The organism is Kocuria sp. TGY1127_2 (genome assembly GCF_013394385.1).
In the GTDB taxonomy this organism is placed as follows: domain Bacteria; phylum Actinomycetota; class Actinomycetes; order Actinomycetales; family Micrococcaceae; genus Rothia.
In genome coordinates, this window is the sequence record NZ_AP022834.1 from 1,478,919 (window position 1) to 1,502,247 (window position 23,329).

The 23,329-nt window shown below is 59.1% G+C and carries 20 protein-coding genes; 4 read left to right on the forward strand and 16 right to left on the reverse strand.

Going from position 1 to position 23,329, the window contains the following annotated elements; translation table 11 throughout:
* The first annotated feature begins 16 nt into the window (after positions 1–16).
* Both sake_RS06715 and sake_RS06720 read left to right on the forward strand, forming a co-directional pair.
* A complete protein-coding gene (locus sake_RS06715) occupies positions 17–1,108 on the forward strand; it encodes a ubiquinol-cytochrome c reductase iron-sulfur subunit (protein WP_129359641.1) in 1,092 nt (363 codons plus the stop codon).
* 2 nt (positions 1,109–1,110) lie between these two features.
* Positions 1,111–2,739, forward strand: coding sequence for a cytochrome bc complex cytochrome b subunit (locus sake_RS06720; protein WP_129359640.1), 1,629 nt, complete (start codon positions 1,111–1,113; stop codon positions 2,737–2,739).
* 1,213 nt (positions 2,740–3,952) lie between these two features.
* On the opposite strand, the gene sake_RS06725 is transcribed toward sake_RS06720, so the two are convergent.
* The 5 genes from sake_RS06725 to sake_RS06745 form a co-directional block, all read right to left on the reverse strand.
* Positions 3,953–4,354 carry a cytochrome c oxidase subunit 4 gene (locus sake_RS06725; protein ID WP_129359639.1) on the reverse strand — a complete coding sequence of 134 codons (402 nt, stop codon included), beginning with the start codon at positions 4,352–4,354 and terminating at the stop codon, positions 3,953–3,955.
* 11 nt (positions 4,355–4,365) lie between these two features.
* Positions 4,366–6,069: a cytochrome c oxidase subunit I gene (gene ctaD / locus sake_RS06730; RefSeq protein ID WP_129359638.1), complete on the reverse strand. Its 1,704-nt coding sequence runs from the start codon at positions 6,067–6,069 to the stop codon at positions 4,366–4,368.
* A 10-nt stretch (positions 6,070–6,079) separates the two neighbouring features.
* Positions 6,080–6,937: a cytochrome c oxidase subunit II gene (gene coxB, locus sake_RS06735; protein WP_178945664.1), complete on the reverse strand. Its 858-nt coding sequence runs from the start codon at positions 6,935–6,937 to the stop codon at positions 6,080–6,082.
* Positions 6,938–7,233: 296 nt separating this feature from the next.
* Entirely contained in the window at positions 7,234–7,596 is a 363-nt protein-coding gene (locus tag sake_RS06740) for an iron-sulfur cluster assembly accessory protein (RefSeq protein ID WP_129359636.1), read from the reverse strand.
* Between the two features lie 151 nt (positions 7,597–7,747).
* Positions 7,748–9,169: a dipeptidase gene (locus sake_RS06745; protein ID WP_178945665.1), complete on the reverse strand. Its 1,422-nt coding sequence runs from the start codon at positions 9,167–9,169 to the stop codon at positions 7,748–7,750.
* Positions 9,170–9,298: 129 nt separating this feature from the next.
* On the opposite strand from sake_RS06745, the gene sake_RS06750 reads away from it, so the two are divergent.
* Positions 9,299–9,835, forward strand: a complete 537-nt coding sequence (locus sake_RS06750) for a DUF3043 domain-containing protein (protein ID WP_238147602.1) — start codon at positions 9,299–9,301, stop codon at positions 9,833–9,835.
* Between the two features lie 87 nt (positions 9,836–9,922).
* Here the strand turns inward: sake_RS06750 and sake_RS06755 are convergent, their stop codons facing one another.
* The 9 genes from sake_RS06755 to sake_RS06795 all read right to left on the reverse strand — a co-directional run bounded on the left by sake_RS06755 (position 9,923) and on the right by sake_RS06795 (position 20,171).
* Positions 9,923–11,011: a quinone-dependent dihydroorotate dehydrogenase gene (locus sake_RS06755; RefSeq protein WP_255411248.1), complete on the reverse strand. Its 1,089-nt coding sequence runs from the start codon at positions 11,009–11,011 to the stop codon at positions 9,923–9,925.
* Positions 11,012–11,071: 60 nt separating this feature from the next.
* Complete coding sequence (locus sake_RS06760) at positions 11,072–11,857, reverse strand: isoprenyl transferase (protein ID WP_129359633.1); 786 nt, start codon at positions 11,855–11,857, stop codon at positions 11,072–11,074.
* The gene (gene recO, locus sake_RS06765; RefSeq protein WP_178945666.1) at positions 11,854–12,612 is read right to left on the reverse strand and encodes a DNA repair protein RecO; all 759 of its coding nucleotides are present in this window, start codon (positions 12,610–12,612) and stop codon (positions 11,854–11,856) included. Before recO ends, sake_RS06760 begins: the two co-directional genes overlap by 4 nt.
* Positions 12,613–12,694: 82 nt before the next feature.
* Complete coding sequence (leuA, locus tag sake_RS06770) at positions 12,695–14,431, reverse strand: 2-isopropylmalate synthase (protein WP_178945667.1); 1,737 nt, start codon at positions 14,429–14,431, stop codon at positions 12,695–12,697.
* A gap of 255 nt (positions 14,432–14,686) precedes the next feature.
* Positions 14,687–16,174, reverse strand: coding sequence for an LCP family protein (locus tag sake_RS06775; protein ID WP_129359630.1), 1,488 nt, complete (start codon positions 16,172–16,174; stop codon positions 14,687–14,689).
* Positions 16,175–16,285: 111 nt separating this feature from the next.
* On the reverse strand, positions 16,286–17,380 hold the full coding sequence (locus sake_RS06780) for a GTPase Era (protein ID WP_129359629.1): 1,095 nt from the start codon (positions 17,378–17,380) through the stop codon (positions 16,286–16,288).
* Positions 17,377–18,663: a hemolysin family protein gene (locus sake_RS06785; RefSeq protein WP_129359628.1), complete on the reverse strand. Its 1,287-nt coding sequence runs from the start codon at positions 18,661–18,663 to the stop codon at positions 17,377–17,379. The genes sake_RS06780 and sake_RS06785 overlap by 4 nt, the downstream gene beginning before the upstream one ends.
* A 6-nt stretch (positions 18,664–18,669) precedes the next feature.
* The gene (gene ybeY / locus sake_RS06790) at positions 18,670–19,155 is read right to left on the reverse strand and encodes an rRNA maturation RNase YbeY (RefSeq protein WP_129360125.1); all 486 of its coding nucleotides are present in this window, start codon (positions 19,153–19,155) and stop codon (positions 18,670–18,672) included.
* Positions 19,156–19,202: 47 nt separating this feature from the next.
* A complete protein-coding gene (locus sake_RS06795) occupies positions 19,203–20,171 on the reverse strand; it encodes a PhoH family protein (protein ID WP_371811884.1) in 969 nt (322 codons plus the stop codon).
* 307 nt (positions 20,172–20,478) lie between these two features.
* Between sake_RS06795 and sake_RS06800 the strand changes: the two genes are divergently transcribed.
* Positions 20,479–21,396, forward strand: coding sequence for a GerMN domain-containing protein (locus sake_RS06800; RefSeq protein WP_178945669.1), 918 nt, complete (start codon positions 20,479–20,481; stop codon positions 21,394–21,396).
* 6 nt (positions 21,397–21,402) lie between these two features.
* On the opposite strand, the gene sake_RS06805 is transcribed toward sake_RS06800, so the two are convergent.
* Together sake_RS06805 and dnaJ are read right to left on the reverse strand one after the other, a co-directional pair.
* Positions 21,403–22,170 (reverse strand): 16S rRNA (uracil(1498)-N(3))-methyltransferase, encoded by a 768-nt coding sequence (locus tag sake_RS06805; RefSeq protein ID WP_178945670.1) that lies wholly within the window; start codon positions 22,168–22,170, stop codon positions 21,403–21,405.
* A gap of 9 nt (positions 22,171–22,179) precedes the next feature.
* The gene (gene dnaJ / locus sake_RS06810) at positions 22,180–23,310 is read right to left on the reverse strand and encodes a molecular chaperone DnaJ (RefSeq protein WP_129359624.1); all 1,131 of its coding nucleotides are present in this window, start codon (positions 23,308–23,310) and stop codon (positions 22,180–22,182) included.
* Positions 23,311–23,329 lie beyond the last annotated feature (19 nt).

The window sequence follows — 23,329 nt, forward strand, 5'->3', positions numbered from 1 at the left end:
GAAGTTAGAGGATCACATGGGCAACCATCGTGACGGAGCACCGGAGCGTTCCGGCGCCGTTGCTACCTCAGGAGACCAGAACCAGGAACAGTTCCCGGATCCGGGTCTACCGCATCACGAACCGCGTCTGACCGACCTGGATCCCAAGCGCGCGAAGCGTGCTGAGCACCAGGTTTCCTGGCTCTTCGTTCTCTCCATCGTCGGAGCGTTCGTGTTCTGGATCGGATTTTTCGCGATCAAGGCCAGCGGCGACATGTACAACGTCAATAACCCGGACCCGACCAGCAATCTGCGTCTGCAGAATCTGTTGCTCGGATTGGGTATTGCCTGCACGATGTTCGGCATCGGTATCGGGATCGTTCAGTGGGCCAGAACTCTGATGCCCGACCACGAGATGGTCGAGATGCGTCACGAGATCAGCTCGGAGGATTCCCGGGCGGAGGCCCAAGAGATCGTCGAGACCATCATCGACGAGTCCGGGATCAAGCGTCGTCCCTTGCTTCGCAACACGATGATCGGGGCGATCATTCTTGCGCCGCTCACCTTCATCACCTTGTTCCGCGAGTTGGGTCCGATCGATACGAAGGTTCTCTCGCACACGCTTTGGGACAAAGGTATTCGTCTGGTGCGTGACCCGTCCGGGACGCCTATCAAGGCAGCGGACGTCACGATGGGTTCTGCGTACCACGTTCTGCCGGAGAATATCTTGGACATCTCTCACGAGGACGGGTACCTCGAGGAGAAGGCCAAGGCCGTGGTCCTGTTGATGCGTATGGATCCCGAAGAACTGCACGTTTCAAAGGATCGCGAAGACTGGAACGTCGACGGCATCATTGCTTATTCCAAGGTCTGCACCCACGTTGGTTGCCCCATTGCTCTCTACGAGCAGCGCACCCATCACCTGCTGTGCCCTTGTCACCAGTCCACGTTTGATGCCGCCAACGAATGCGCCGTCGTGTTCGGTCCCGCAGCACACGCGCTGCCCCAGTTGCCGATTACGGTCGATTCAGAGGGCTACCTCGTGGCCCGCAGCGATTTCCACGAGCCGGTCGGTCCGGCTTACTGGGAACGCGGCAAGCAGAAGCAAGAGATGGCGAGTGAGGCCTAAACATGTCTAATGCTGTAAACGAATACCAGGCCTCGACAACGCCGGGGCGTATCGCTAATTTTGTCGACACCCGCGTCGGTCTTTCCGGAATAGTCCGTGAATTCGGCCGGAAGATCTTCCCGGACCACTGGACGTTCATGTTCGGCGAGGTCGCTCTTTATAGCCTCGTCATTCTTATCCTTTCCGGCACGTATCTGACGTTTTTCTTCGACCCGTCCATGACCTCCAAGGTCTACGACGGCAGCTATGTGCCGATGAAGGGCGTCGAGATGTCGGCTGCCTACGCATCCACGCTGCACATCTCTTTCGATATCCGCGGTGGCCTATTTATGCGCCAGGTCCATCACTGGGCCGCGCTGATGTTCGTCGTGGCAATCGCCGTGCACATGATGCGTGTGTTCTTTACCGGCGCGTTCCGGCGTCCGCGTGAGCTCAACTGGGTCGTCGGTGGGATGCTCTTCGTCCTCTCCATGGCGGCAGGCTTCACCGGCTATTCGCTTCCCGACGACGTTCTTTCGGGCAACGGCCTGAGGATTATCGACGGGGTGATGAAAGCCATCCCCTTGGTCGGTACGCACCTCTCCCTCTTCTTCTTCGGTGGAGAGTTCCCGGGACATGCTGTCATTGGACGCTTGTACACCCTGCACATCATGATCATCCCGGCATTGATCTTGTTGACGGTTGCGATCCACTTGTTCATGGTCGTCGTCCACAAACATACGCAGTACCCCGGCCCGGGACGCACCGAGAAGAACGTTGTCGGTTTCCCCGTGGGGCCGGTCTACGCTGCCAAAGCAGGCGGCTTCTTCTTCATCGTCTTCGGCATCATTGCGATCATGGCCGGCACGGTCACGATCAACGCGATCTGGAACTACGGCCCCTATGATCCCTCCCCTGTGCAGGCTGGTACCCAGCCTGACTGGTACATCGGCTGGGTCGATGGCGCGCTTCGCCTGATGCCTGGGGCATGGCCCTGGCATTGGCAGGTGCAAGCCGGTGGAACTTGGGTCCTGGCCGTCCTCCTTCCCATGGTCCCCGCTGCGATCTTGCTCGGATTGTTCTTCACCTGGCCCTGGCTTGAACGCTGGGTCACCAAGGACAATCGCGAACACCACATTCTGGATCGCCCGCGTAACGCTCCGTTCCGTACCGGCGCCGGGGCCGCAGGCGTGACTTGGTATTCCATCATGATGATGGCCGCCAGCTCGGACTTGATTGCGACCCACTTCCATGTGGCTCTCAATGACGTGGCATACGTACTCCGTTTCTTCTTCTTCTTTGGTCCGTTCATCGCATTCGAGATAACGCGACGAATCTGCTTGGCCTTGCAACGGAAGGACCGGGAACTCGTACTCCACGGCATCGAGACCGGACGTGTTGTCCAGTTGCCTCACGGTGAATTCATTGAGGTTCACGAACCCCTCAATGAATACGACCGGTATCGCCTCGTCAACTTCAACGCGCCCCAGGTTCAGCCTGCTGAGCCGAATAAGAAGGGCAAGGTTACCGGAAGCGAGAAGATTCGTGGCCGGATTTCCCGCCTATTCTTCGAGGACCGGGTTGCCCCGGTCTCGCCGGCAGAGCTGGAGGCAGCGCATGAGCACCACGAGTTGGAATCTGGTGACCACTAAGCCGGTCTGTCACTGACCTGAAACCCCCGGCCCTCGATTGTGAGGGCCGGGGGTTTTCTCTGCCCGGAGGCCCCCCGTAGCCCCTCCGCCTGTTGTACTGGGCCAGGAATTGATTCTCTGGGTTGTGTGAAGAACGTGTTCTTCTCAATACGGTTCATGGGGTGGGTCCCACCCTGGGCGCGTTCCCGGCTCTGCCCTGCGGCGTTCTTACATCCATGAGTGTTCACGGCGGTATGAGGCTCATCTGTCCCTAGCCGCGAAAGAGCACTAGCCCATGGCCGCCCCTCAACCTGTGTCCGCGGTCTGCGTGCCGGTGCGCGGGCTATTACGGTATTTCCATACCTGCGTTGCGATCTGAGTGCTTTCTGGTCGGCTACTTCCTCGAGCAGGGAACTCTCCCCCACTCGCCACGATTTCGTTCAATAGCGTCCGCGCCACCCTTATTAAGGCGTTCCCGGAAGCGCGTTGAGAGCCGACACCTCATATGCGGTTTGGGGGTGAAAAACATAGCGGCCATAGAAGGGCGATGTGGTGCAATCAAGGCTCAGGGCTACGCACGTTCGACACGGCGTCGCGAGGCTCAAATTCATCGTTGGGAACGTAACGAGATCATGATGCACGGCGTTGCTGCTTGGTCGCCGCGTTATCATCAAGCGGCAGAGGATCAGGGGGATGCCTCTCCTGTTTCGGCTGCTGCCGACACCAGCTACGTACGAGAGGGGAATATGGAGTCCTCCTACGTGGCGGGGAGGGTCCCCAGTGTCCTCTGCCGTTGTCTTTCCACAGGGCCGCCTGAGTTCTGTGCTCAAACCATCCTGGCGGCATCCCGCGTGTTGTGGTGGGGCTCTCTATCGGCTTCCGGTGGGGTTCGGTCTTGCAGCGTCAGCCTTGAGCTGCCTCCTCGTGCACTGTTCTAACGCAATACGCCGCCTGAGGATGAGCGGGTCTTCTGGTTGGTGCAGAATGGTTCTCTGTCTGTACCGGCGCCTACCCCATGCGTTGCTACATGTGGCGCTATGAGCACCAAAGCTAGGTCCCTTTCGTCTTGTGAGAACGGCTAGGGCAGCCAGGGGTCCATCGGGTCATAGATCCGTCGACCTCCATCAGGATTGAAGGATTCGTCCTGGATGATTTCGATCAGAAAAAAGAAGGGCCCCAATCCTCTCCTTGAGGATTGGGGCCCTTCTTCCGCTGGGAGTGCGACGCTCGCAGTCTAGTGAGCGTGGCTTCCGCGGCTGTATTCGTAGACCCAACCGACCAGACCAATCATGGCAAGCGGGAACGCGAGCATGAGGAGCCACCAGCCGATGGCCATGGCCACAACACCGATCGCCGCTGCGATGGCGATGAGGAGAGGCCACCAACTCCAGGGTGAATAGAAGCCGTAATCGCCAGCGGCGTCGACGATTTCGCCGTCCAAGTTATCCGAGGGCTGGTTGGGGTGCTTCTTCGAAGTGAAGCTGAAGAAGAAGCCCAAGAACGCCGACATCAAGGCGGTCAACAGGAGGGCCGGGAATCCGACCCATTCGGTGAATCCCGTCATGAAACCGTAGACCAGTGTCACCGGGATCAGGAAGATGAACAGGGCCCAAAAAAGAATGCCATTTTCGCGCATCTGCTTGCCTCCTAGGAATTGACCGTGGCGGCCTTGCGGGCGGCCGACGCGACGTCGTGGTTGGTGGACAGCTCGGGATGGTGCAGATCCAGTGCAGGCCGTTCCGAGCGGATTCGCGGCAGGGCCGTGAAGTTGTGACGCGGCGGCGGGCAGGATGTCGCCCATTCCAGGGAGCTTCCAAAGCCCCACGGATCATCGACTTCAACCTTTTTGCCGTTGCGGGTCGTGATGTAGACGTTCCAGAAGAACGGCAACATCGACACCGCCAGAATCATGGCGCCGACGGTCGAGAACTGGTTCATCCAGGTGAAACCGTCCTCGGGCATGTAATCAGCATAACGACGCGGCATTCCGTCCACACCCAGCCAGTGCTGGATCAGGAAGGTCGTGTGGAAACCGATGAACAGCAACCAGAAGTGGATTTTGCCCAGTCGTTCGTTGAGCATCTTGCCGGTGAACTTCGGCCACCAGAAGTAGAGGCCACCGAACATGCAGAACACGACCGTTCCGAAGACCGTGTAGTGGAAGTGCGCGACCACAAAGTAAGAATCCGAGAGATGGAAGTCCAGCGGAGGAGTAGCCAGGATAATACCGGTCACGCCGCCAAACAAGAAGGTCAACAGGAATCCGAAGACCCATAAGAGTGGCGTCTCGAAAGTTATGGATCCCTGCCACATCGTGCCAATCCAGTTGAAGAACTTCACGCCCGTAGGGACACCGATCATCATCGTCATGAACGAGAAGAACGGAAGCATAACAGCACCGGTGACGTACATGTGGTGGGCCCACACGGTCACGGACAGCGCAGCAATGGCGATCGTCGCGTAGACGAGTCCCTTGTACCCGAAGATCGGTTTGCGTGAGAACACCGGGATAATCTCAGAGACGATACCGAAGAACGGTAGGGCCAGAACGTAGACCTCGGGGTGCCCGAAGAACCAGAAGAGGTGTTGCCACAGGATCGCACCACCATTTTCGGCGTCGAAGATATGACCGCCCAGCCTACGATCCATACCCAAGGCAAACAGCGCGGCTGCCAACGGCGGGAAGATCATGATGAGGAGGATCGCCGTAATCAACGTGGTCCAGGTGAAGATTGGCATGCGCCACATGGTCATGCCCGGAGCACGCATGCAGAGGATGGTGGTCAAGAAGTTGACGCCGCCCATGATGGTGCCGAAGCCCTGTAGGGCAAGGCCGAAGACCCACAGGTCTCCGCCTACGCTTGGACTGTACGTGGTGGAGTTCAACGGCGCATAGGCGAACCAACCGAACGATGCCGCGCCTTGGGGCGTGATGAAGCCGGAAATGGCGACCAGGGAGCCGAACAGGAAGAACCAGAAGGCAAGCGCGTTAAGTCGCGGGAAAGCGACGTCGGGAGCGCCGATCTGCAGGGGCACGATCACGTTGGCGAAGCCGATGAACATGGGGGTACCAAACATCAGCAACATCAGGGTGCCGTGCATGGTGAACAGCTGGTTGAACTGCTCTTTGGTCTCCAGGATCTGCATGCCGGGCTCGAATAGCTCGAGGCGCATCACGAGGGCCATGATGCCGGCCAGCAAGAAGAAGATGAAGGACGCGATCAGATACATGTATCCGATGGTCTTGTGGTCGGTCGAAGTCAACCAGCTGACGACGATCCGTCCCCGAGACCGGGGAACGGTGCGTTGCGCAACCGTTGTTTCTTCAGCTGAATACTCGAATGTAGACACCGGTACTCCCCTACTTCGATTCGTTCATGTTGGGATTGCGGTTGTACTCATCGCCGAGGCGTCCGTTATTGCCCTGGTTCTTGAGGTCCTGCATGTGCTTGTCATAGTCGTCCTGGGAGACGACCTTTACGTTGAAGAGCATTTCTGAGTGGTACTCACCGCAAAGCTCGGCGCATTTGCCCTGGTAATCACCGGGGCCACCAGTCTTGAAGTCCATGTAGTTGGTCTGACCGGGGATGGTGTCGATCTTCTGCAGGAATGCGGGCACCCAGAATGAGTGGTTCACGTCGCGAGACTTGAGCTGGAGCTCAACCTCGGTATTCTCCGGCAGGTAGAGGGTCGGAAGCTTATCCTCCCGGCCAGACTGGCCGTCGAGACGAGCCTGCGTACCTGACGTGTAGGTATCACTGTCCAGGTAATTGAAGTCCCAGGCCCACTGCTTGCCATAGACCTCGACCGTGACGCCTGGCTGATCCCAGCGACTGTCGACCGAACGCTCTGCTTTGTCGGAAAACGCAAAGAGGCTCACGATCAAAACGATCGGGATGAGCGTGTACATGATCTCGAGAGGAAGGTGATATCCCAGCTGGCGCGGGTAGCCAGTTTCTCCCTTGCGGCGACGATAGGCGATGATGCACCAGAGCATCAGACCCCAGGTCACCAGACCGACTGCGAGTGCAGCGATCCAGGAGCCGATCCAAAGATCCATGATCGTGTCGACGTTGTCGGTCGTGCCGCGCTTGGTCGGCAAGAATCCGACCTCGGCGCTATCCGAACAACCCGTCAACAGCAGCGTGGCGGCCGCCGTCGCACCGATGGCGACAATGCCCTTGGCGCGACTGCTACCGGTTCGTTTCTGCGAACTCACAGACTGCCCTTCCTCTAATTTCCGTGCGTGTGATGAACGCTGAGCCGTTCCACCGTTTCCCGTGTGGTCGTGCGACAGCGTTCTGGTCTTAATACGAGCTTACTCGTCCCTGCGGATTTCCGCTGACACTGTGTCACCACAGTACCCCGAAAGTCGGAACAGATTCAGCTCCGACATAACGGCTAGGGGCGAGTTGGAGCCCGAACTTTCGACCTTAACAAGACTATGGCCCGATCCTCCCCAAAGCGGGAATGACCGGGCCATATTACGCGCCGACTGGACGCGATCTATATCACTTAGTTGAAAGAATCACCACAGGCGCAGGAACCCTGCGCATTCGGATTGTCGATCGAGAAACCCTGTTTCTGAATGGTGTCCTCGAAGTCGATCGTCGAGCCTTCCAGGTAAGGAGTGCTCATCCGATCAACGATGACCTCGACGCCGTCGAACTCGCGCAGAGCATCTCCATCGAGAACGCGCTCGTCGAAGTACAACTGGTAGATCAAACCTGAGCAACCACCGGGCTGAACCGCAACACGGAGACGCAAGTCTGTTCGCCCCTCCTGTTCCAGAAGGGTGCGCACCTTCTCGGCTGCTCCTTCGGTGAGAGTCACGCCGTGAGTCGGCATCTCGGTCTTCATTTCGGGTGCAACAGTCATATCGCGACCTGCCTTTCTGCTCGCCTCAAGCCTAGCTATTGCTCTCGCGTCAGTGTAACCCTATTACTACTCTCGTTATTCCTCCGCCGACCGAACCGTTGCCCACGTTGGATGCTCACCACACACCGTGGCGAGGCCGCGTAGGGCGTCGTCAGCGAGATTGATTCATACGGACCATGAAGAACGCTTCGGATTCTATGGCGCGCTGGAAATCCGGAATGAAGAGAGACTCATTGGCACTGTGTGCGCGAGTGTCCGGATCCTCGATGCCCGTGATGAGGATCGCCGCATCAGGGAACGTCTGCGTCAACGATGCTACGAACGGAATCGATCCGCCCATGCCCATGAGAACGGGCTCGGTGTTCCAAGCGTCCTTCATTGACTCCAAGACAGCCTGAGCAGGACCGCTGGTCACATCCGATTCGAAAGGCTGACCGGCTTCGCCGCCGTCGTATTCGACAGTGGACCCCCAAGGAGCGTTCTGAGTCAGGTGTTCTTCCAGAAGTCGATGGGCCTCATGAGGGTCTTGCCCCGGCGCAAGACGGAGGCTAACTCGAGCTCGGGCCGTGGAGGCCATGGTGTTGGAGGATTGATCGACCGAAGTGATATCCATCCCGATGATGGACAGCGCCGGCTGGTTCCAGAGCCGGGACGAGATGCTCCCTTTGCCGGTGAGGCGGAAATCTTCGAGCGCCCCCGCATCGGTGCGGAAATCTTCTTCCGCGTAGTCGAGCTCAGGATCCGGGCCACGAACCAGACCGTCGACCGCTACCGACCCCTCGTCATCGTGCAAGGATGCCAGGACGCGCACCATGGCGGTATTCGCATCGACCAAGGGACCTCCGAACATTCCTGAGTGAAGGGCATGATCCAGGGTCCTCACCGTGACGGTTCCTGAGATGACACCGCGAAGGCTCGTGGTCAGCGCGGGAACTCCAGCGCGCCAGTTGGAAGAATCCGCGACCACGATTGCGTCAGCCTGAAGTTTGTCTTGATAAGTAGCGAGAAAATTCCCGAAGCTCGGTGAGCCGGCCTCTTCCTCACCTTCGATGAACAAAGTAATGCCGATCCCAAGTTCCTCGCCCAGGACGCTGTGAAGCGCATCGACCGATGCAAGGTGAGTCATCAAACCGGCTTTGTCGTCCGCGGCGCCACGTCCGTACAGGCGGTCGCCGACCTCGGTTGCAACCCAAGGATCCGTATCCCAGTCGGCTACGTCGCCAACCGGTTGAACGTCGTGGTGAGCGTAGAGAAGAACTGTCGGGTATCCAGGGCGAGGATGCTTTCGGGCGACGACGGCCGGCATCCCCTGGCCCCCATCAGGCTTGTCGGCAGTGAGGATTTCGACGTCGTCGAAGCCGGACTCGCGGGCCAGCTCTGCGACCCGTTCGGCGCTTTCGCGCACCCGGGACAGATCGTGACTTTCCCATGCCACCGAGGGAATCGAGACGAGCTCCTTGAGAGTTGCCAGAGTGTTCTGGAACGTCTTCTCGACACGAGCTTTAATCTCAACCTCAATCGAAGGTTCTGCGTTTCGACCGTCATTGACGCTAGTTACATCGTTGTTCGTCATAGGCGCCACCTTATGCTTCTGGCGCGGTGGAAAGTAACAGGGCGCGCCATCAAGTATCCTGGACGGGTGTTCGGAAGCAAGAAGAAATCCTCAGCTGAAAGCGTTGCCACAGAAGAGTCGTCGGAGTCGATGAACTCTTCAGAGGCCGCAAGGGCCCAAGGCAAGGGCCGCCCTACTCCAACTCGTAAAGAGAGAGAGGCCGCCCGCAAACGTCCCCTTGTGCCTGACGATCGCAAGATGGCCAAGCAGAAGGAACGCGAGGCCGCCAGGGAAGCGCGAGTACGGCAGAACCAGGCGATGCAGACGGGCGATGATCGTTACTTGCCTGTTCGTGACCGTGGCCACCAGCGTCGTTTCATCCGGGATTATGTCGATGCAAGGTTCAATATCGGTGACTACTTCATCGTCATTTTGCTCGTCATCTTCATTCTCGGCCTGGTGATGCCCCTCCACATCCAGCAGTTCACGATCTACGTCATGTGGATCTTTATTGCAATCTGGCTCCTGGACTTCTTCATCCTGTGGAGAAAACTCAAGAAGCTTGTGATCGAGAAATTCGGTTCCGCCGAAGCGGGATCCGGGATGTATGTATTCAACCGGGTCATGATGATCCGTCGTTTGCGGATGCCCAAGCCGCAGGTCAAGCGAGGGGAATTCCCTTCCTAAACCCTGCGCGGTAGTTTACTGAAGTGAGGACGGCAGGCCACTCCTTGGTGGCCGGCCGTCCTCAATCGTTAATACGGTCTGCTGAAGTCAGCTGCGTCGGCGCCTCATTTTCTTCAGGCCACGGTTGATTCGGGCAGCCCAGAACGGGCCTTCGTACAGGAAAGCGGTATACCCCTGAACCAGATTGGCTCCGCGTTGCAGACGCTCCTCCACATCGCCGGCCGAGGTGACTCCCCCGACCGAGATGATGGTCATATCTGCCCCGACACGAGCCCGAACAGCAGAGAGAACTTCGAGCGATCTCTTCCGTAACGGTTCGCCGGATAGGCCCCCTGTCCCGCATTCTTCGATGTCGGTCGGAGAAGATTGCAAGCCCAAACCTTCGCGCCGAATCGTGGTGTTGGTGGCGATGATGCCGTCAAGTTCCAGCTCAACCGCGAGATCGGCGATCGCCGCGACCTCGGTGTCCGAAAGGTCGGGGGCTATTTTCACCAGTACCGGAACGTGCCGACGCGCGGCCTGTTCCGCTTCGCGTACGACGGCGCTCAGCAGTGGCCGGAGCGCATCGATGTGCTGCAGATCCCGGAGCCCGGGCGTGTTGGGTGAGCTCACGTTGACCGCAAGGTAGTCCGCCTGGGGAGCAAGCGTCCGCGTGCTGTGCACGTAGTCCTCGATCGCATCCTCGACGGGCACGACCTTCGTTTTGCCAATATTCACGCCGACGATCGGACGCGTGCGTTCCTTGTAGTCGTGCCACAGGTCGGCATGAGCCGAAGCCAAACGCGGTCCGATCTGGTCGGCGCCGTCATTGTTGAACCCCATGCGATTGATCACCGCGTGATCTCGGACGAGCCGGTGCAACCTGGGCTTGGGGTTGCCGGATTGCGGTTGGCCGGTGACCGTTCCCACCTCCACGTGACCGAAGCCCAGGTCGGTCAGCGCATTGATCCCTGTGGCGCCTTTGTCGAAACCGGCTGCCAAACCGAAAGGGGAAGGGAAGACGCGACCGAGTGCTTCCGTGCGCAAAGATTTGTCCGGCGCCGTCAACATACGGAGAGCCTTGGAAACTCCCGATTGCCGGCATGCCTTGATTGCTGCGAAACCGATCGCGTGTGCTCTCTCCGCGTCCATACCGGAGAAGGCGATCTTGAAAAATGTTGGATAGAACCTGACCACGGATTCTCCTGGGCCTTCGTTTTTAAATATGAATTTGAGGTTGAGGGTTACGATTTGAGGTTAAACTGCAGATTTAGTTACCGAGTCCACCGCTCCCCCATATCTGCGGTCGCGTTGAGCATATTCTTCGATGGCGTCCCAGAGAACGAGGCGATCCACGTCCGGCCAAAGGATATTCATGAAGATCATCTCGGCATAAGCGCTCTGCCAGAGAAGGAAATTGGAGAATCGTTGTTCCCCAGAGGTTCGCAAGAACATATCCACATCCGGAAGATCTGGTTCGTCCAAATACCGAGCGAATGTTTTCTCGTTAATCTGGCCGGGTTTGACGGTTCCGGCTGCCGCATCGGCAGCGATGGCGGCTGCGGCATCGGCGATTTCTGCACGACCCCCATAATTCACGCACATCACTAGCGTGCACACGGTGTTGTCCGCTGTCTCCCGCTCACAGGTCTCCAACTGGCGAATAACGGACTTCCACAGGCGAGGGCGTCTGCCGGCCCAACGGATACGAACACCCCAAGAATTCAGTGTATCGAGCTGGCGCTCCAAGACGTCGCCGCAGAATCTCATCAAGAAATTGACCTCATCGAGGGACCGCTTCCAGTTCTCGGTCGAGAAGGCGTAGGCGCTCACGACGGAAATGCCCATTTCAATCGCTCCTGCTACCACATCCAGGAGCGCCTGCTCCCCCGCTTTGTGGCCCTCATTGCGGGGCAATCCGCGCTCATTCGCCCAACGTCCGTTACCGTCCATGACCACGGCCACGTGACGCGGTACGAACTTCTGAGGAATGGCGGGCGGGCGTCTTCCCGACGGATGAGGAAAGGGGGCTTGGATAGTCATAAGGTCCTTTCGAGCAAGGCAAATGAGCGGAACTCGCGCTCCACGTGCCACTGTACATAACGTCTGAGGAGCACTCCGACGCGGTCCGCAGCGGTGTGATCTTCAACGTCCTGCAGAAGGTCCCAGTTTCCCGTGGCAACTGCGCGGAGGTAAGTCATCATGTCCGTGCTCAGCGGACGGTCCCCGGCCTGGGCACAAGCGGCGCATACGACACCCCCACCGGATATCGACCACGAGGTCACGTTCTCGGTGTCCCCGCACCGAACACAGGCTTCGGTTGCGATGTACCAGCCTGCAATCCGCATGGATCGGGCCAGGAACGAGTTCAAGACGTCCTGAGGTGGATGGGTCTGACGAGCCAAGGAAGAGAGGGCCCCCGCCGTCAAGGTGAAGAGTTCTCGCGCGGACTCAGGATCTCCCTGGGCCACGTGCTCCGAAACCTCCGCAATAGCCGAAGCGCTCGTATACGCGACGTAATCGGCCACGATGGGAGCAGCGTAGGCCTTTCGGGTTACGGCCTGAGTCACGGTATCCAGATTCCGGCCGTGGACCAAAGAAACATCCGTGATCATGAAGGGCTCTAACCTCGCACCGAGCTTCGAGTTGCTTCGGCGCACGCCTTTGGCCACAGCACGTATCAGACCGTGCCCAGCGGACAGACCGACAATGATCCGGTCCGACTCGCCAAGTGGGTACGTTCCCAGGACGATCACAGTCTCGCGATACGTCCTGGATGCGGCGGTTGTCGTTGGCACTCGCCCATTATCCCACGGCAGATGTGAGAAAAATACGACGCCGCCCGCGCAAGGCGTGGGCGGCGTCGTCAGGCGAACTTGATTACCGCAATGCGCGGTTGACGGCTGAGATCAGAGCTTTCAGGCCTGCGCGGGTGGTGTTGGCGTCGACACCGACGCCCCACAGGACACGATCGCCGACCGCCGCCTCGACATAGCTGGCCGCATGGGCATTCTCGCCCGCTGACATCGCATGCTCGGAGTAGTCCAGGACTCGAACGTCGACACCCTCATGGGAGAGCACTCGGGTCAGCGCGTCAATAGGTCCGTTGCCGACGGCAGAACGGTCGATCTCACGACCGTTGATGTCCAGCTTGAGCCGCAGGGTCGTGTCCCCCGTATCCGTGGCCTCGGTGGTCATCGCGGCAATTCGGAATTTGCCCCAACGACGCTCACCGTGGTCCTCTTCCGCCGGCAGGTACTCGTCCTTGAAGATGTCCCAGAGGGCGACGCTCGTGATTTCGCCGCCTTCGCTGTCCGTACGATTCTGGACGACGCTCGAGAACTCCACCTGGGCACGTTTGGGCATGTCCAGGCCCTTCTGCTGCTTCAACAAGTAGGCGACGCCGCCCTTGCCGGACTGGGAATTCACACGGATGACCGCTTCGTAGTTCCTGCCGAGATCCATAGGATCGATGGGCAGGTAAGGAACGGCCCATTCCATCTCCTCGACATCCTTGTTCTGGGACTTCGCATCGACCTCCATCGCTTCGAAGCCCTTCTTGATGGCGTCTTGGTGGGACCCGGAGAATGCCGTGAATACCAAATCTCCACCGTAGGGAGAACGCTCGTGGACCTTGATTTGGTTACAGTACTCGACCGTTTGCCGGATTTCGTCGATGTTAGAAAAATCGATCTGCGGATCGATGCCCTGCGTGAACAGATTGAGTCCCAGGGTCACCAGGTCGACGTTTCCGGTCCGCTCGCCGTTGCCGAAGAGACAGCCCTCGATCCGATCTGCACCGGCCAGGAAACCGAGTTCAGCAGCGGCGATGCCCGTGCCCCGATCATTGTGCGGGTGCAGGGAAAGAATGACGTTGTCCCGATTGTCCAGATGACGGCTCATCCATTCGATCGAGTCGGCATAGACGTTGGGCGTTGCCATCTCGACGGTCGCGGGCAAATTGATGATGAACTGGCGGTCTTCTCCGATCCCCAGTTCATTGGTAACCGCGTTGGCAACGCGCGCAGCGTACTCGACCTCGGTGCCCGTGTAGGACTCCGGAGAATACTGGTACGTGAGAGGCACAGTAGTGCTCATCTGCTCTTCGTACTTGGTGCAGAGACGAGCACCGTTCAGGGCGATATCCATGATGCCGTCCTGATCCTGTTTGAAGACAACGCGACGTTGGAGAACTGACGTCGAATTGTAGAAATGGATGATCGCTGAGGGTGCGCCCTCGATGGCCTCATACGTCCGCTCGATGAGGTGCTCCCGGCACTGGACCAAAACCTGGATCGTGACGTCGTCGGGGATGTAATGGTCCTCGATGAGGGTGCGTACGAAATTGAAATCGGTCTGGGACGCGGAGGGGAAACCAACCTCGATCTCTTTGTAACCCATCGCGACCAGGAGCTTGAACATCGCCAGTTTGCGGTCCGTGTCCATCGGGTCCACCAAGGCCTGGTTTCCATCGCGGAGGTCGACCGCGCACCAGCGCGGTGCGTGCGTCATGACCTTATCCGGCCAGGTGCGGTCGGGAAGATTGACCGAAATTTCCTCGTGGTAGGGACGATATTTGTGAATCGGCATTCCGGAGGATTTCTGCGGGTGAGTCATCGTGAGTGCCTCTCAGGACGTTGTATAAGGTTGCGGCCGGCGCAACTGATCTCCGCAGCGAGGTGTCGGCCTAGTCGGAATACGAGGCCTCGCTGCGGCAACTAAGCAGGAGGATCACGGATGATTGATTCACGATATTCAACGTACCACCCGCGTCGCATCCCTGCGTGACAGGTCACGGTCTGTCCACATTATGGGATGCGACGCCCATAGCCGACGTCAGCGAATCCGCCAGATTCGAGGCCGCGGCCGGTATCAGTAAGCGAATGCTTTCTGGCAGGTCTGCTGATCGGCGGTCTGTCCATTCGCGCCGCCGACAATTGAGGAAGAGCCTTCCTTCTTGACCGTGTCTCCGCTTGCGAAGTCCTTGCCCACATTGACGTCGATTCCGGCAACCGCCGCGCTTTCGACCACTTGGTCCGACCCCAGGCCGAACTTGTTCGCGATCTCCTGAGCCTGCTGCTGATATCCGGCGGCGTACTGGATTGTGGTGGTCTCCGAGGCCTCGGCCAGATCCTGGTACGTCACGCCGGTGTACCCGAGTTCTTCGACCTTGCCGCTCAGGTCCTTGCCACGATTCTCGGTCCCCGATGCATTGGACATATACACGGGTACTGACCGGTCGATTTCCGGCTCGGGTGCCGAACTCGACGGGGAATCGGAAGACTCGTCCTGCCCACCGGCCAGTGATCCGTCCTTGCGCAGAGTCTCGAAGACCTTCTCCGCTTCGCCGGAGAGCTGCAACTTGTTCTCGTCATTGACATATGGCTCTGTGGGAGCCGTGGCAAAAACAATGTCGGACAGGTCAACGCCGGAGAGGATTTTGCCGATGTCCACGAACGTGGCGGGGTCGGTGAAACCCTTGTCGACGGTGACGTTCTGGGTGACAGCCTCCGCGATACCGTACATTTTGCCGGGATTAGACAAGGTTCCTTGTTCCTTGACCTTCCGCATCAACGAAGCCAGGAAGCCCTGCTGGGCCTGGATTCGGCTAGTGTCGGATCCGTCGCCGAAACCGTGACGTGAGCGGAGGAAGGCCAGGGCTTGTTCGCCCTCGACCTCGGAATTGCCCGATGGAATGTCCAGTCCCGAGTATTCGTCCTTGATCGGTTTGTTGACGCAGACGTTCACACCCCCCACGACGGTGCTCAACTGTTTCACAGCGTTGAAGTCGACGAGCATGAAGTGGTCTACGTTGATGCCGGTCATCTGGTTGATGGTCGCTACGGTGCAACCCGGCCCGCCGTTGGTGAGTGACTCATTGATCTGGGTGTCTTGTTCGGCGGGGTATTTCTTTCCGTCCGCCCCTTGGCACTGCGGGATGTCGACCATCAGGTCACGGGGGAAAGACACCACGTTGACCTTCTTGTGGTCCTCGCTGATTTGCATCAGCATCATGACGTCCGAACGAGCGCCGGAGCCCTCATCCGAAGTATCGCCGTAATTGGCGTTATTGCCCGTTCGGGTGTCGGAGCCGATGACGAGGATATCGAGGGGGCCGTCCGCTAGTTCTTTTCCACCGTCGAGGCCCGACCCGAGATTGAGCGCATCCGTCTCGACGTTGGACCGCAGACGCATCGCGGCGAATCCACCGGCACCCATGACGACGAGCAAAAGACCGACACAGCACAGCGAGAGCCAGAGCCCACGCTTGGATTTCCTCGCGCGGTTCTTGTAGTGACGGCCCCGGGCATTGAGGCGCGGCGAAGGCGCTTCATTCGAAGTCTCGGGCGACTGCGGCACAGATATTCCTCTCGAACGGACGGCAAAAAACCATTAAGTACTTTACGACCCGAGGCTGATAAGTTTCCTCACGTCAGACCGTGAATTTCCTCTTTCTTCCCCGGATGCCGTCTAGAATCCCAAGCGACCCAGGGCCCGGGGATCACGTTGCCAGTCCTTGGCAACCTTCACGTGAATGCTCAAATAGACTTTGGCTCCGAGCAACGGTTCTATCCCCTGCCGAGCCTTGGTTCCGATATCCCGCAACCTGGATCCGCGCTTTCCGATAATGATGGCTTTCTGCGAGTCCCGTTCAACATACAGGTTCACGTGGACGTCGATCATCGGATCGTCCTCGGGCCGGTCCTCGCGGTCATTCATCTCCTCAACGGTCACGGCCACCGAGTGCGGCAACTCGTCGCGGACACCTTCTAGGGCAGCCTCACGAACGAGTTCTGCAACCATAACGGCCTCGGGCTCATCGGTCAGATCGCCGTCAGGATAAAGTGGCGGGGAATCGGGCAAATACGAGCTCAGTACGCTTGCAACGGACTCGACCTGGAAATCTTTGACGGCCGAAACCGGAATGATGTCAGCCCAGCCGCCCTGACCGTCGTCGACCGGCCCCGTCGGGACGTTTTCTGAGTTGTTCGAGCCCTTGGCGAAGAGGGCCGGCGGGTCAGATTTTCTGCCCTGGGAGCCTTTGCCCTGGGCCTGCCGACGGCGTGCACGCTCTTCACGGGCGCGTCGCTCGGAGGTCATGATTTCATTGCCCAGATCTGTGACGGCTACGAGTTGCTCCGCGAGTCGGTCCGCAGGGACTTTGTCGGCCTTGGTAACAATAGCGACGATAGGCTTTTTCCCCGCCGCGGCCAACTGTGATGCGATGTAGCGATCTCCTGGACCGATCTTTTCGTCGGCAGGTACGCAGAAGCCAATGACGTCAACCTCCGCGAGCGTCTCCGCGACGAGATCGTTGAGTCGCTCACCGAGGAGTGTTCGGGGCCGATGCAGTCCTGGGGTATCGATCAGAATCAGTTGGGAATGATCGCGATGGACAATGCCGCGGATGGTGTGTCGCGTCGTCTGGGGTCGGTTGGAGGTGATGGCCACCTTCTGGCCGACCAACGCATTCGTCAACGTCGATTTTCCGGCGTTCGGGCGCCCGACCAGGACCGCGAATCCGGCGACGAAATCCTCGGGTACGGTTGCTAAATCCATGTTCATTCCTCCGAGGGCTCCTGTCCGTCAAGTTCTTCCTGTGGCGGTTCCTGCCATGCGAGGACCGTGCCGACGCGGTTCCGGCGCCCCTCGAGCTTAACGGCTTTGAGCCGAATCCCGTAGATCTCCGCTGTGGAACCAACGATCGGAACTCGGCCGAGAGCCTTGGCCAGGAGACCGCCGACGGAATCGACGTCGTCGTCTTCCAGATCAAGGTCGAAGAGCTCGCCGAGGTCGCCGATGCTCATGCGGGCCGACACTCGATAGGCGTCGCCTTCGGCCGTTGCTTCCGGCTCGGCCGTATCGTACTCGTCGACAATCTCACCGACGAGCTCCTCAATGAGGTCTTCGAGCGTGACCAGCCCTGCCGTACCACCGTACTCATCAACCACGATTGCGACGTGCGTGCCCTCCCGCTGCATTTGGGGCAGCAGTTCTGAGACTTTCTGCAATTCGGGAACGAAACGTGCCGGACGCAAGAGATCCGAGACAACGGGGGCGCTGCCCTGGTGATCACGGGTCAAAATCGCCTCGGCGACGTCCTTGAGGTACAAGAAGCCGCGGACGTCATCGAAGTCCTCGCCTATGACGGGGATGCGCGAATATCCGGATCGCAAAAACAGGTTGAGGGCGTTGTCCACCGAGTCATCAAGGTCGAAAGTCACCGTGTCGGTTCGTGGGACCATCACCGCTCGAATGCGGGTGTCATCCAGCTCGAAAATCGAGTGCAGCATCGCCGCCTCGCTGTCTTCGATCACATCCGTGCCGCTGGCCCGATCCACGAACTCACGGAGTTCTTCTTCCGTGAAGAACCCGGCGTTCTCGTCCGTGGGCTGGGCAAAAGCTGAGCCGCCACGCATGAGCCACCGTGGCACAGGTCCCAACACGGCGGTGATCGCGCGGAGAAAACCGGAGGTCCTGGAGACGACGGCCAATGGATGCGATCGTCCGACGTGACGCGGCGAGACACCAATCACGACGAACCCCAGCAAAGTCGCGATGACGACGGCAATCAGCGCCGAAAGCCATACCCAGGGTATGAAACGCAGAAAGAGAATAGTGAGGACGACCGAGACGAGGGATTCGCAGAGAATCCGAGCGAATCTCAGGGCATGCATATATGGCCGAGGGTCTTCGAGGACCTTTTTGAGGCTTTGGCGCTCGTCGGCCTGGGAAGCCTTCTCCGCTTCGTGACGTGGCAAATAGGTAAACGCCGATTCTGCAGCGGTCAGAAGAAATGCCACGCCTAGCAGAATCAGGGTCGCGATGGCGAGGAGTGCCGTGATCATACCGTGCTAATGCCTCGTTTCCACGGGCGCGGGGTGGCCCAGAAATTCTTCCAGGATATTCCGTTGCAGGGAAAACATTTCTCGTTCCTGCTCGGTCGTGGCGTGATCGTACCCGAGGCAATGCAGGATTCCATGGAGCAGAAGCAGACACAGTTCATCAGCCGTTGAGTGTCCAGCGGCCTCGGCCTGCCGGGCCGCGACCGTGGGACACAGGGCGATATCGCCAAGAGTTCCCTCCGCGAGTTCATCCGGCGTTCCCGGACGCATCTCGTCCATGGGGAAGGACATCACATCCGTGGGACCTCCGAGGTCCATCCACTCGATGTGAAGCCGCTCCATCTCGGCTTCGCCGATAACAGTGATCGATAGCTCCGTCTGAAAAGAAACGTGGAGCGACTCGAACGCGAAAGCTACAAGCCTGCGCAACTGGGCCACATTGACCGCAGCAAAAGCCTGTTCTTCTGGGCCCGTCCCGGCTTCGGGGCTGTCGATATCGACGAAGGGGAGGCTCTGCTCTCCAGCGGTCTCGGCGGGGAAGCTCACTCGATATCACCCTCGGACCGGCGCCGCCCCGCACGTGATTGGGAGGAGACCTGCTGCTCGTCCTCCCATTTCCCGTAGGCCGTGACGATGTCGCTCACCAGCTGATGTCGCACGACGTCGACGGCTTCGAGCTGGGAAAAATGTATTTCCTCGATGTCGTTCAGAATCTTCCGGACCTGCCGCAGGCCGGACGCAGATCCGGTAGGAAGATCAACCTGCGTCACATCCCCTGTAACCACCATCTTGGAGCCGAACCCCAAACGAGTCAGGAACATCTTCATTTGCTCGACCGTGGTGTTCTGAGCCTCGTCCAGGATCACGAACGCATCGTTCAGGGTACGACCGCGCATGTAGGCCAGAGGGGCTACCTCAATGGTTCCGGCCTCCATCAGCCGCGGGATCGATTCGGGGTCCATCATGTCGTGAAGCGCGTCGTACAAAGGCCGCAGGTACGGATCGATTTTTTCGTTGAGGCTGCCCGGAAGAAACCCCAAGCTCTCCCCCGCTTCTACGGCGGGGCGGGTCAGAATGATGCGGTTGACCTCTTTGGCCTGAAGCGCTTGTACCGCTTTGGCCATGGCGAGGTACGTTTTGCCTGTACCGGCCGGCCCGATGCCGAAAATCACGGTGTTGTTGTCGATCGCTTCCACATATGAGGACTGGTTGACCGTTTTGGGCCTGATTTTCCGGCCGCGAGACGAAAGTATGTTCTGCGTCATCGTCGGAGATGCGGAAGCCATATTCTTGATCAGCAGGTCCACCAAGCGCTTGACGACTTCGGCGCTGATGACGCTGTCTTGAGAGGCCAGGACCTCGAGTTCCTCGAAGAGCCTGATGACCAAATCAACCTGGGCCGAGGGCCCGGTCACGACGACGTCGAGCCCTTTGACACCTAGGGAAACATCCGAGAACGCCTGCTCGATGATGAGCAATGACGAATCCTGCGGCCCAAGGACTTCGACCATGGACTCGCGGCTTCGAAATGTGTATGTCCTCGAAACGGACAACGGACGTGAAAGACCAGGCGTGGATGCGGTCATCAAATGCGGAATTACCTCTCCTTCAAGGGGCGTTGGACCCCTATGTTCCAGAGGACCCAGTTATTGTCCAAGACTACCGTTGTTGTCGCGAGCGCACCACGAGATTCTGCCGAATGCGAGCGAAGCCCATGTCACTGACGCCTCAGGGAGTCGAAACTCACGTCAACGCTTTAGACTGGGTGCACGGAACGCAAGGCCGTCATGGCGCGAACTGACCTGGAGGACTCAGAACATGATCTCACGCACGTGGCGCCCGGTCGCGGGAGCGGTCGTGGTCTTGTGCGTTCTTCCCAGTGTGCTCAGTGGCTGTGGTCTGCTGGACGCCGCCAATAAGGCAAGCGAATCCGAAGAATCTCCCACGCCGACCTCCTCGCCGTCACAATCTGACCGGAAGGTTCCGCTGTACTGGCTCGGCAATACCGGTAAATCTTCTTACCTGTACCGCGAGTACAGGGATTACCAAGCGGACGACGCCGCATCGGCGGGCGACGTGGTGGCGACCGCGGTGTCCATGCTGACGAGAGTCCATCCCAGCGACCCGGACTATCACAATCCGTGGAAGCCCGCGAAGTCCGTAGGATCGTCGATGTCTACGGACGGCACGTTGACGCTCAACGTTTCCTCCGACATCTTTGACCATTCGCTGTCCGACGACGAAGCAAATCTCGCGGTCCAACAACTGATTTACACGGCGACTGCCGCCGCGGCTGCGGGCGGCATAGCCAATGCGGGACCGACCATGAAGGTCATCATCCTGGTCGATGGCCACCGAGGGTACCGCTTCGGGCAGCAGACGCTGGGACAGCCGATGGTCCGTGACGACGCCGTCGCAGCGCCTCTTTGGATCATCGACCCCGAACAGGACGTGGTGTCAACATCGAACCTCAGCGTCAAAATGGTAGCCACCAATGTGGCTTCAAGGGTGTACTGGGACATCCGCAAGAACGGTTCTGAAGTAGCGTCCGGCAACGAAGAACTCTCCGGCAGCGAGTCCGGTCTCCAGGAGATTCAATTCAGCAAAACACTGTCCCCTGGCGACTACACAATCCGTATCTATATCCGCACAAGGGATCTTCGAGACCCGGGGCTGGCGGTATCCGACCAGGATGTCAGCCTCTACGATGACCACCAGTTCAAGATCAGAGACTAGGTCCTCTCATCGCCAGGGCCCGATCATCGCATTGATGACCGCGATCGCCGCTGCCCCCGCCGTCGAGCTCCTCAGCACATCCGTGCCCAGAACCGCGCACTGAGCCCCTGCCTCCTCGAGAGTCTGGACCTCGTGAGGGGATATCCCGCCTTCCGGACCGACGACTACGAAGATGCGGCCCGAACCGGCATCATTATTCGTCCTCTGGACCGAACCAAGGTAGTCCACGAGGCTCACCGCGGCTTCCTCATGAAGGACGACCATCCGGTCCCCCGGTTCCATGAGCCGGGAGACCTGGGAGGTGGACAACAATTCACCGACGTGAGGGACCAAAGAGCGCCTGGCCTGCTTGGCCGCCGCCGAAACCGTTTTGCCCCATTTCGCGTGAGCTTTCGCTGCACGGTCTGCTTTCCACCGCACAATGCTTCGCTCGGCCTGCCACGGGAAGATCGCGCTGGCGCCCAGTTCGGTGGCCATTTCGACCGCCATGAGGTCGCGGTCACCTTTGGCAAGTGCCTGGATCAACACGACCGAACTGGAGGGGTCTTGCACCGGCCCCGACTCGACGGACACGGCCAGACCATCCGGAATGATTTCTGTGACGACACCGCCGACGCGATGACCGCGTCCATCAACCAGGTCGAGAGGTTCTCCCACGCCGAGTCGTTTCACGGTCTTCGCGTGGTGCCCTTCCGATCCCACCAATTCATAAGTTTCCCCGGCTGCCAAGGATTCGATGTGTTGCGGTTCGACGTAGAAAACGGGGTGCGTCATGGAAGCCGGTCAGTCCTGGAACCTATCCCGCAAGCGCGAGAAAAATCCGTGTCCCGTGTTCTGCATCGTTTCGCCGACGACGTCGTCCTCTCCCCGGAGCTCGGCAAGCTTGCGCAACAGCTCGCGCTGCTCGTCGTTGATCTTCGAAGGTGTTTCGACCTCGAAATGAACAACGATGTTGCCGCGTCCGGTGCCGCGGAGCTTGGTGACGCCCAGGTCGCGAAGCGTGGTCGTCTGGCCCGTCTGGGTTCCGGGCTTGACCGTGACTTCCTGCGTACCGTCAAAAGTTTCGAGGTTGATGGTGGTGCCCAACGCTGCTGCAGTCATGGGCACCGTCATGGTCGCGTGGAGATCGTCCCCTTCACGCGTAAAGGTTTCGTCCGGGTTCACGCGAAGCTCGACGTAGAGGTCCCCGTTCGGTCCACCGCCGGTTCCGGCTTCGCCTTCGCCGCTGAGTCGAATTCGCGTACCGGTCGAAACACCCGCCGGGATCTTGAGTGTCAGCGGCTTGCGCTGACGCACTCGGCCCTCGCCGTAACATTCGGGGCACGGGTGCTTGATGACCGTGCCGAAGCCTCGGCAACTCGGGCACTCGGCCGTGGTGACGACATTCCCGAGAATGGACTGGACCTGACGCTGAATATGACCTTGCCCGTGGCAGACGTCGCAGGTTTCGGGCTCGGTTCCCTTCTCGGTTCCTTGACCCTCGCACAGGGAGCAAGTCACGGCGGTATCCACGGTGACTTCTTTTTCTGTTCCGAATACGGCGTCCCGCAGGTTGACCCGTACGTTGATGAGGGCATCCTGGCCTTGACGCACACGGCTCTCCGGGCCCCGTGGTCCGCCGGCGCCTTGGAAGAACGTTTCGAAGATATCCGAGAAACCGAACCCGCTGCCGGGGAAGCCACCGCCATAACCGGTGTTATTGCCGTTCTCGTTCCCCGTGGTGTCATAGACGCGGCGTTTGTCCGGGTCCGAGAGGATGTCGTGGGCGTGGGAGACGCGCTTGAATTCTTCTGCCGCCTCGGGCGAAGGATTCACATCCGGATGCAAGGTGCGCGCCTTCTTGCGGTACGCTTTCTTGATTTCTTCTGGACTGGCGTCTCGCGAGACGCCGAGAGTCTGGTAGTGGTCGCTCACTGATGTTCCTTGATCTGCG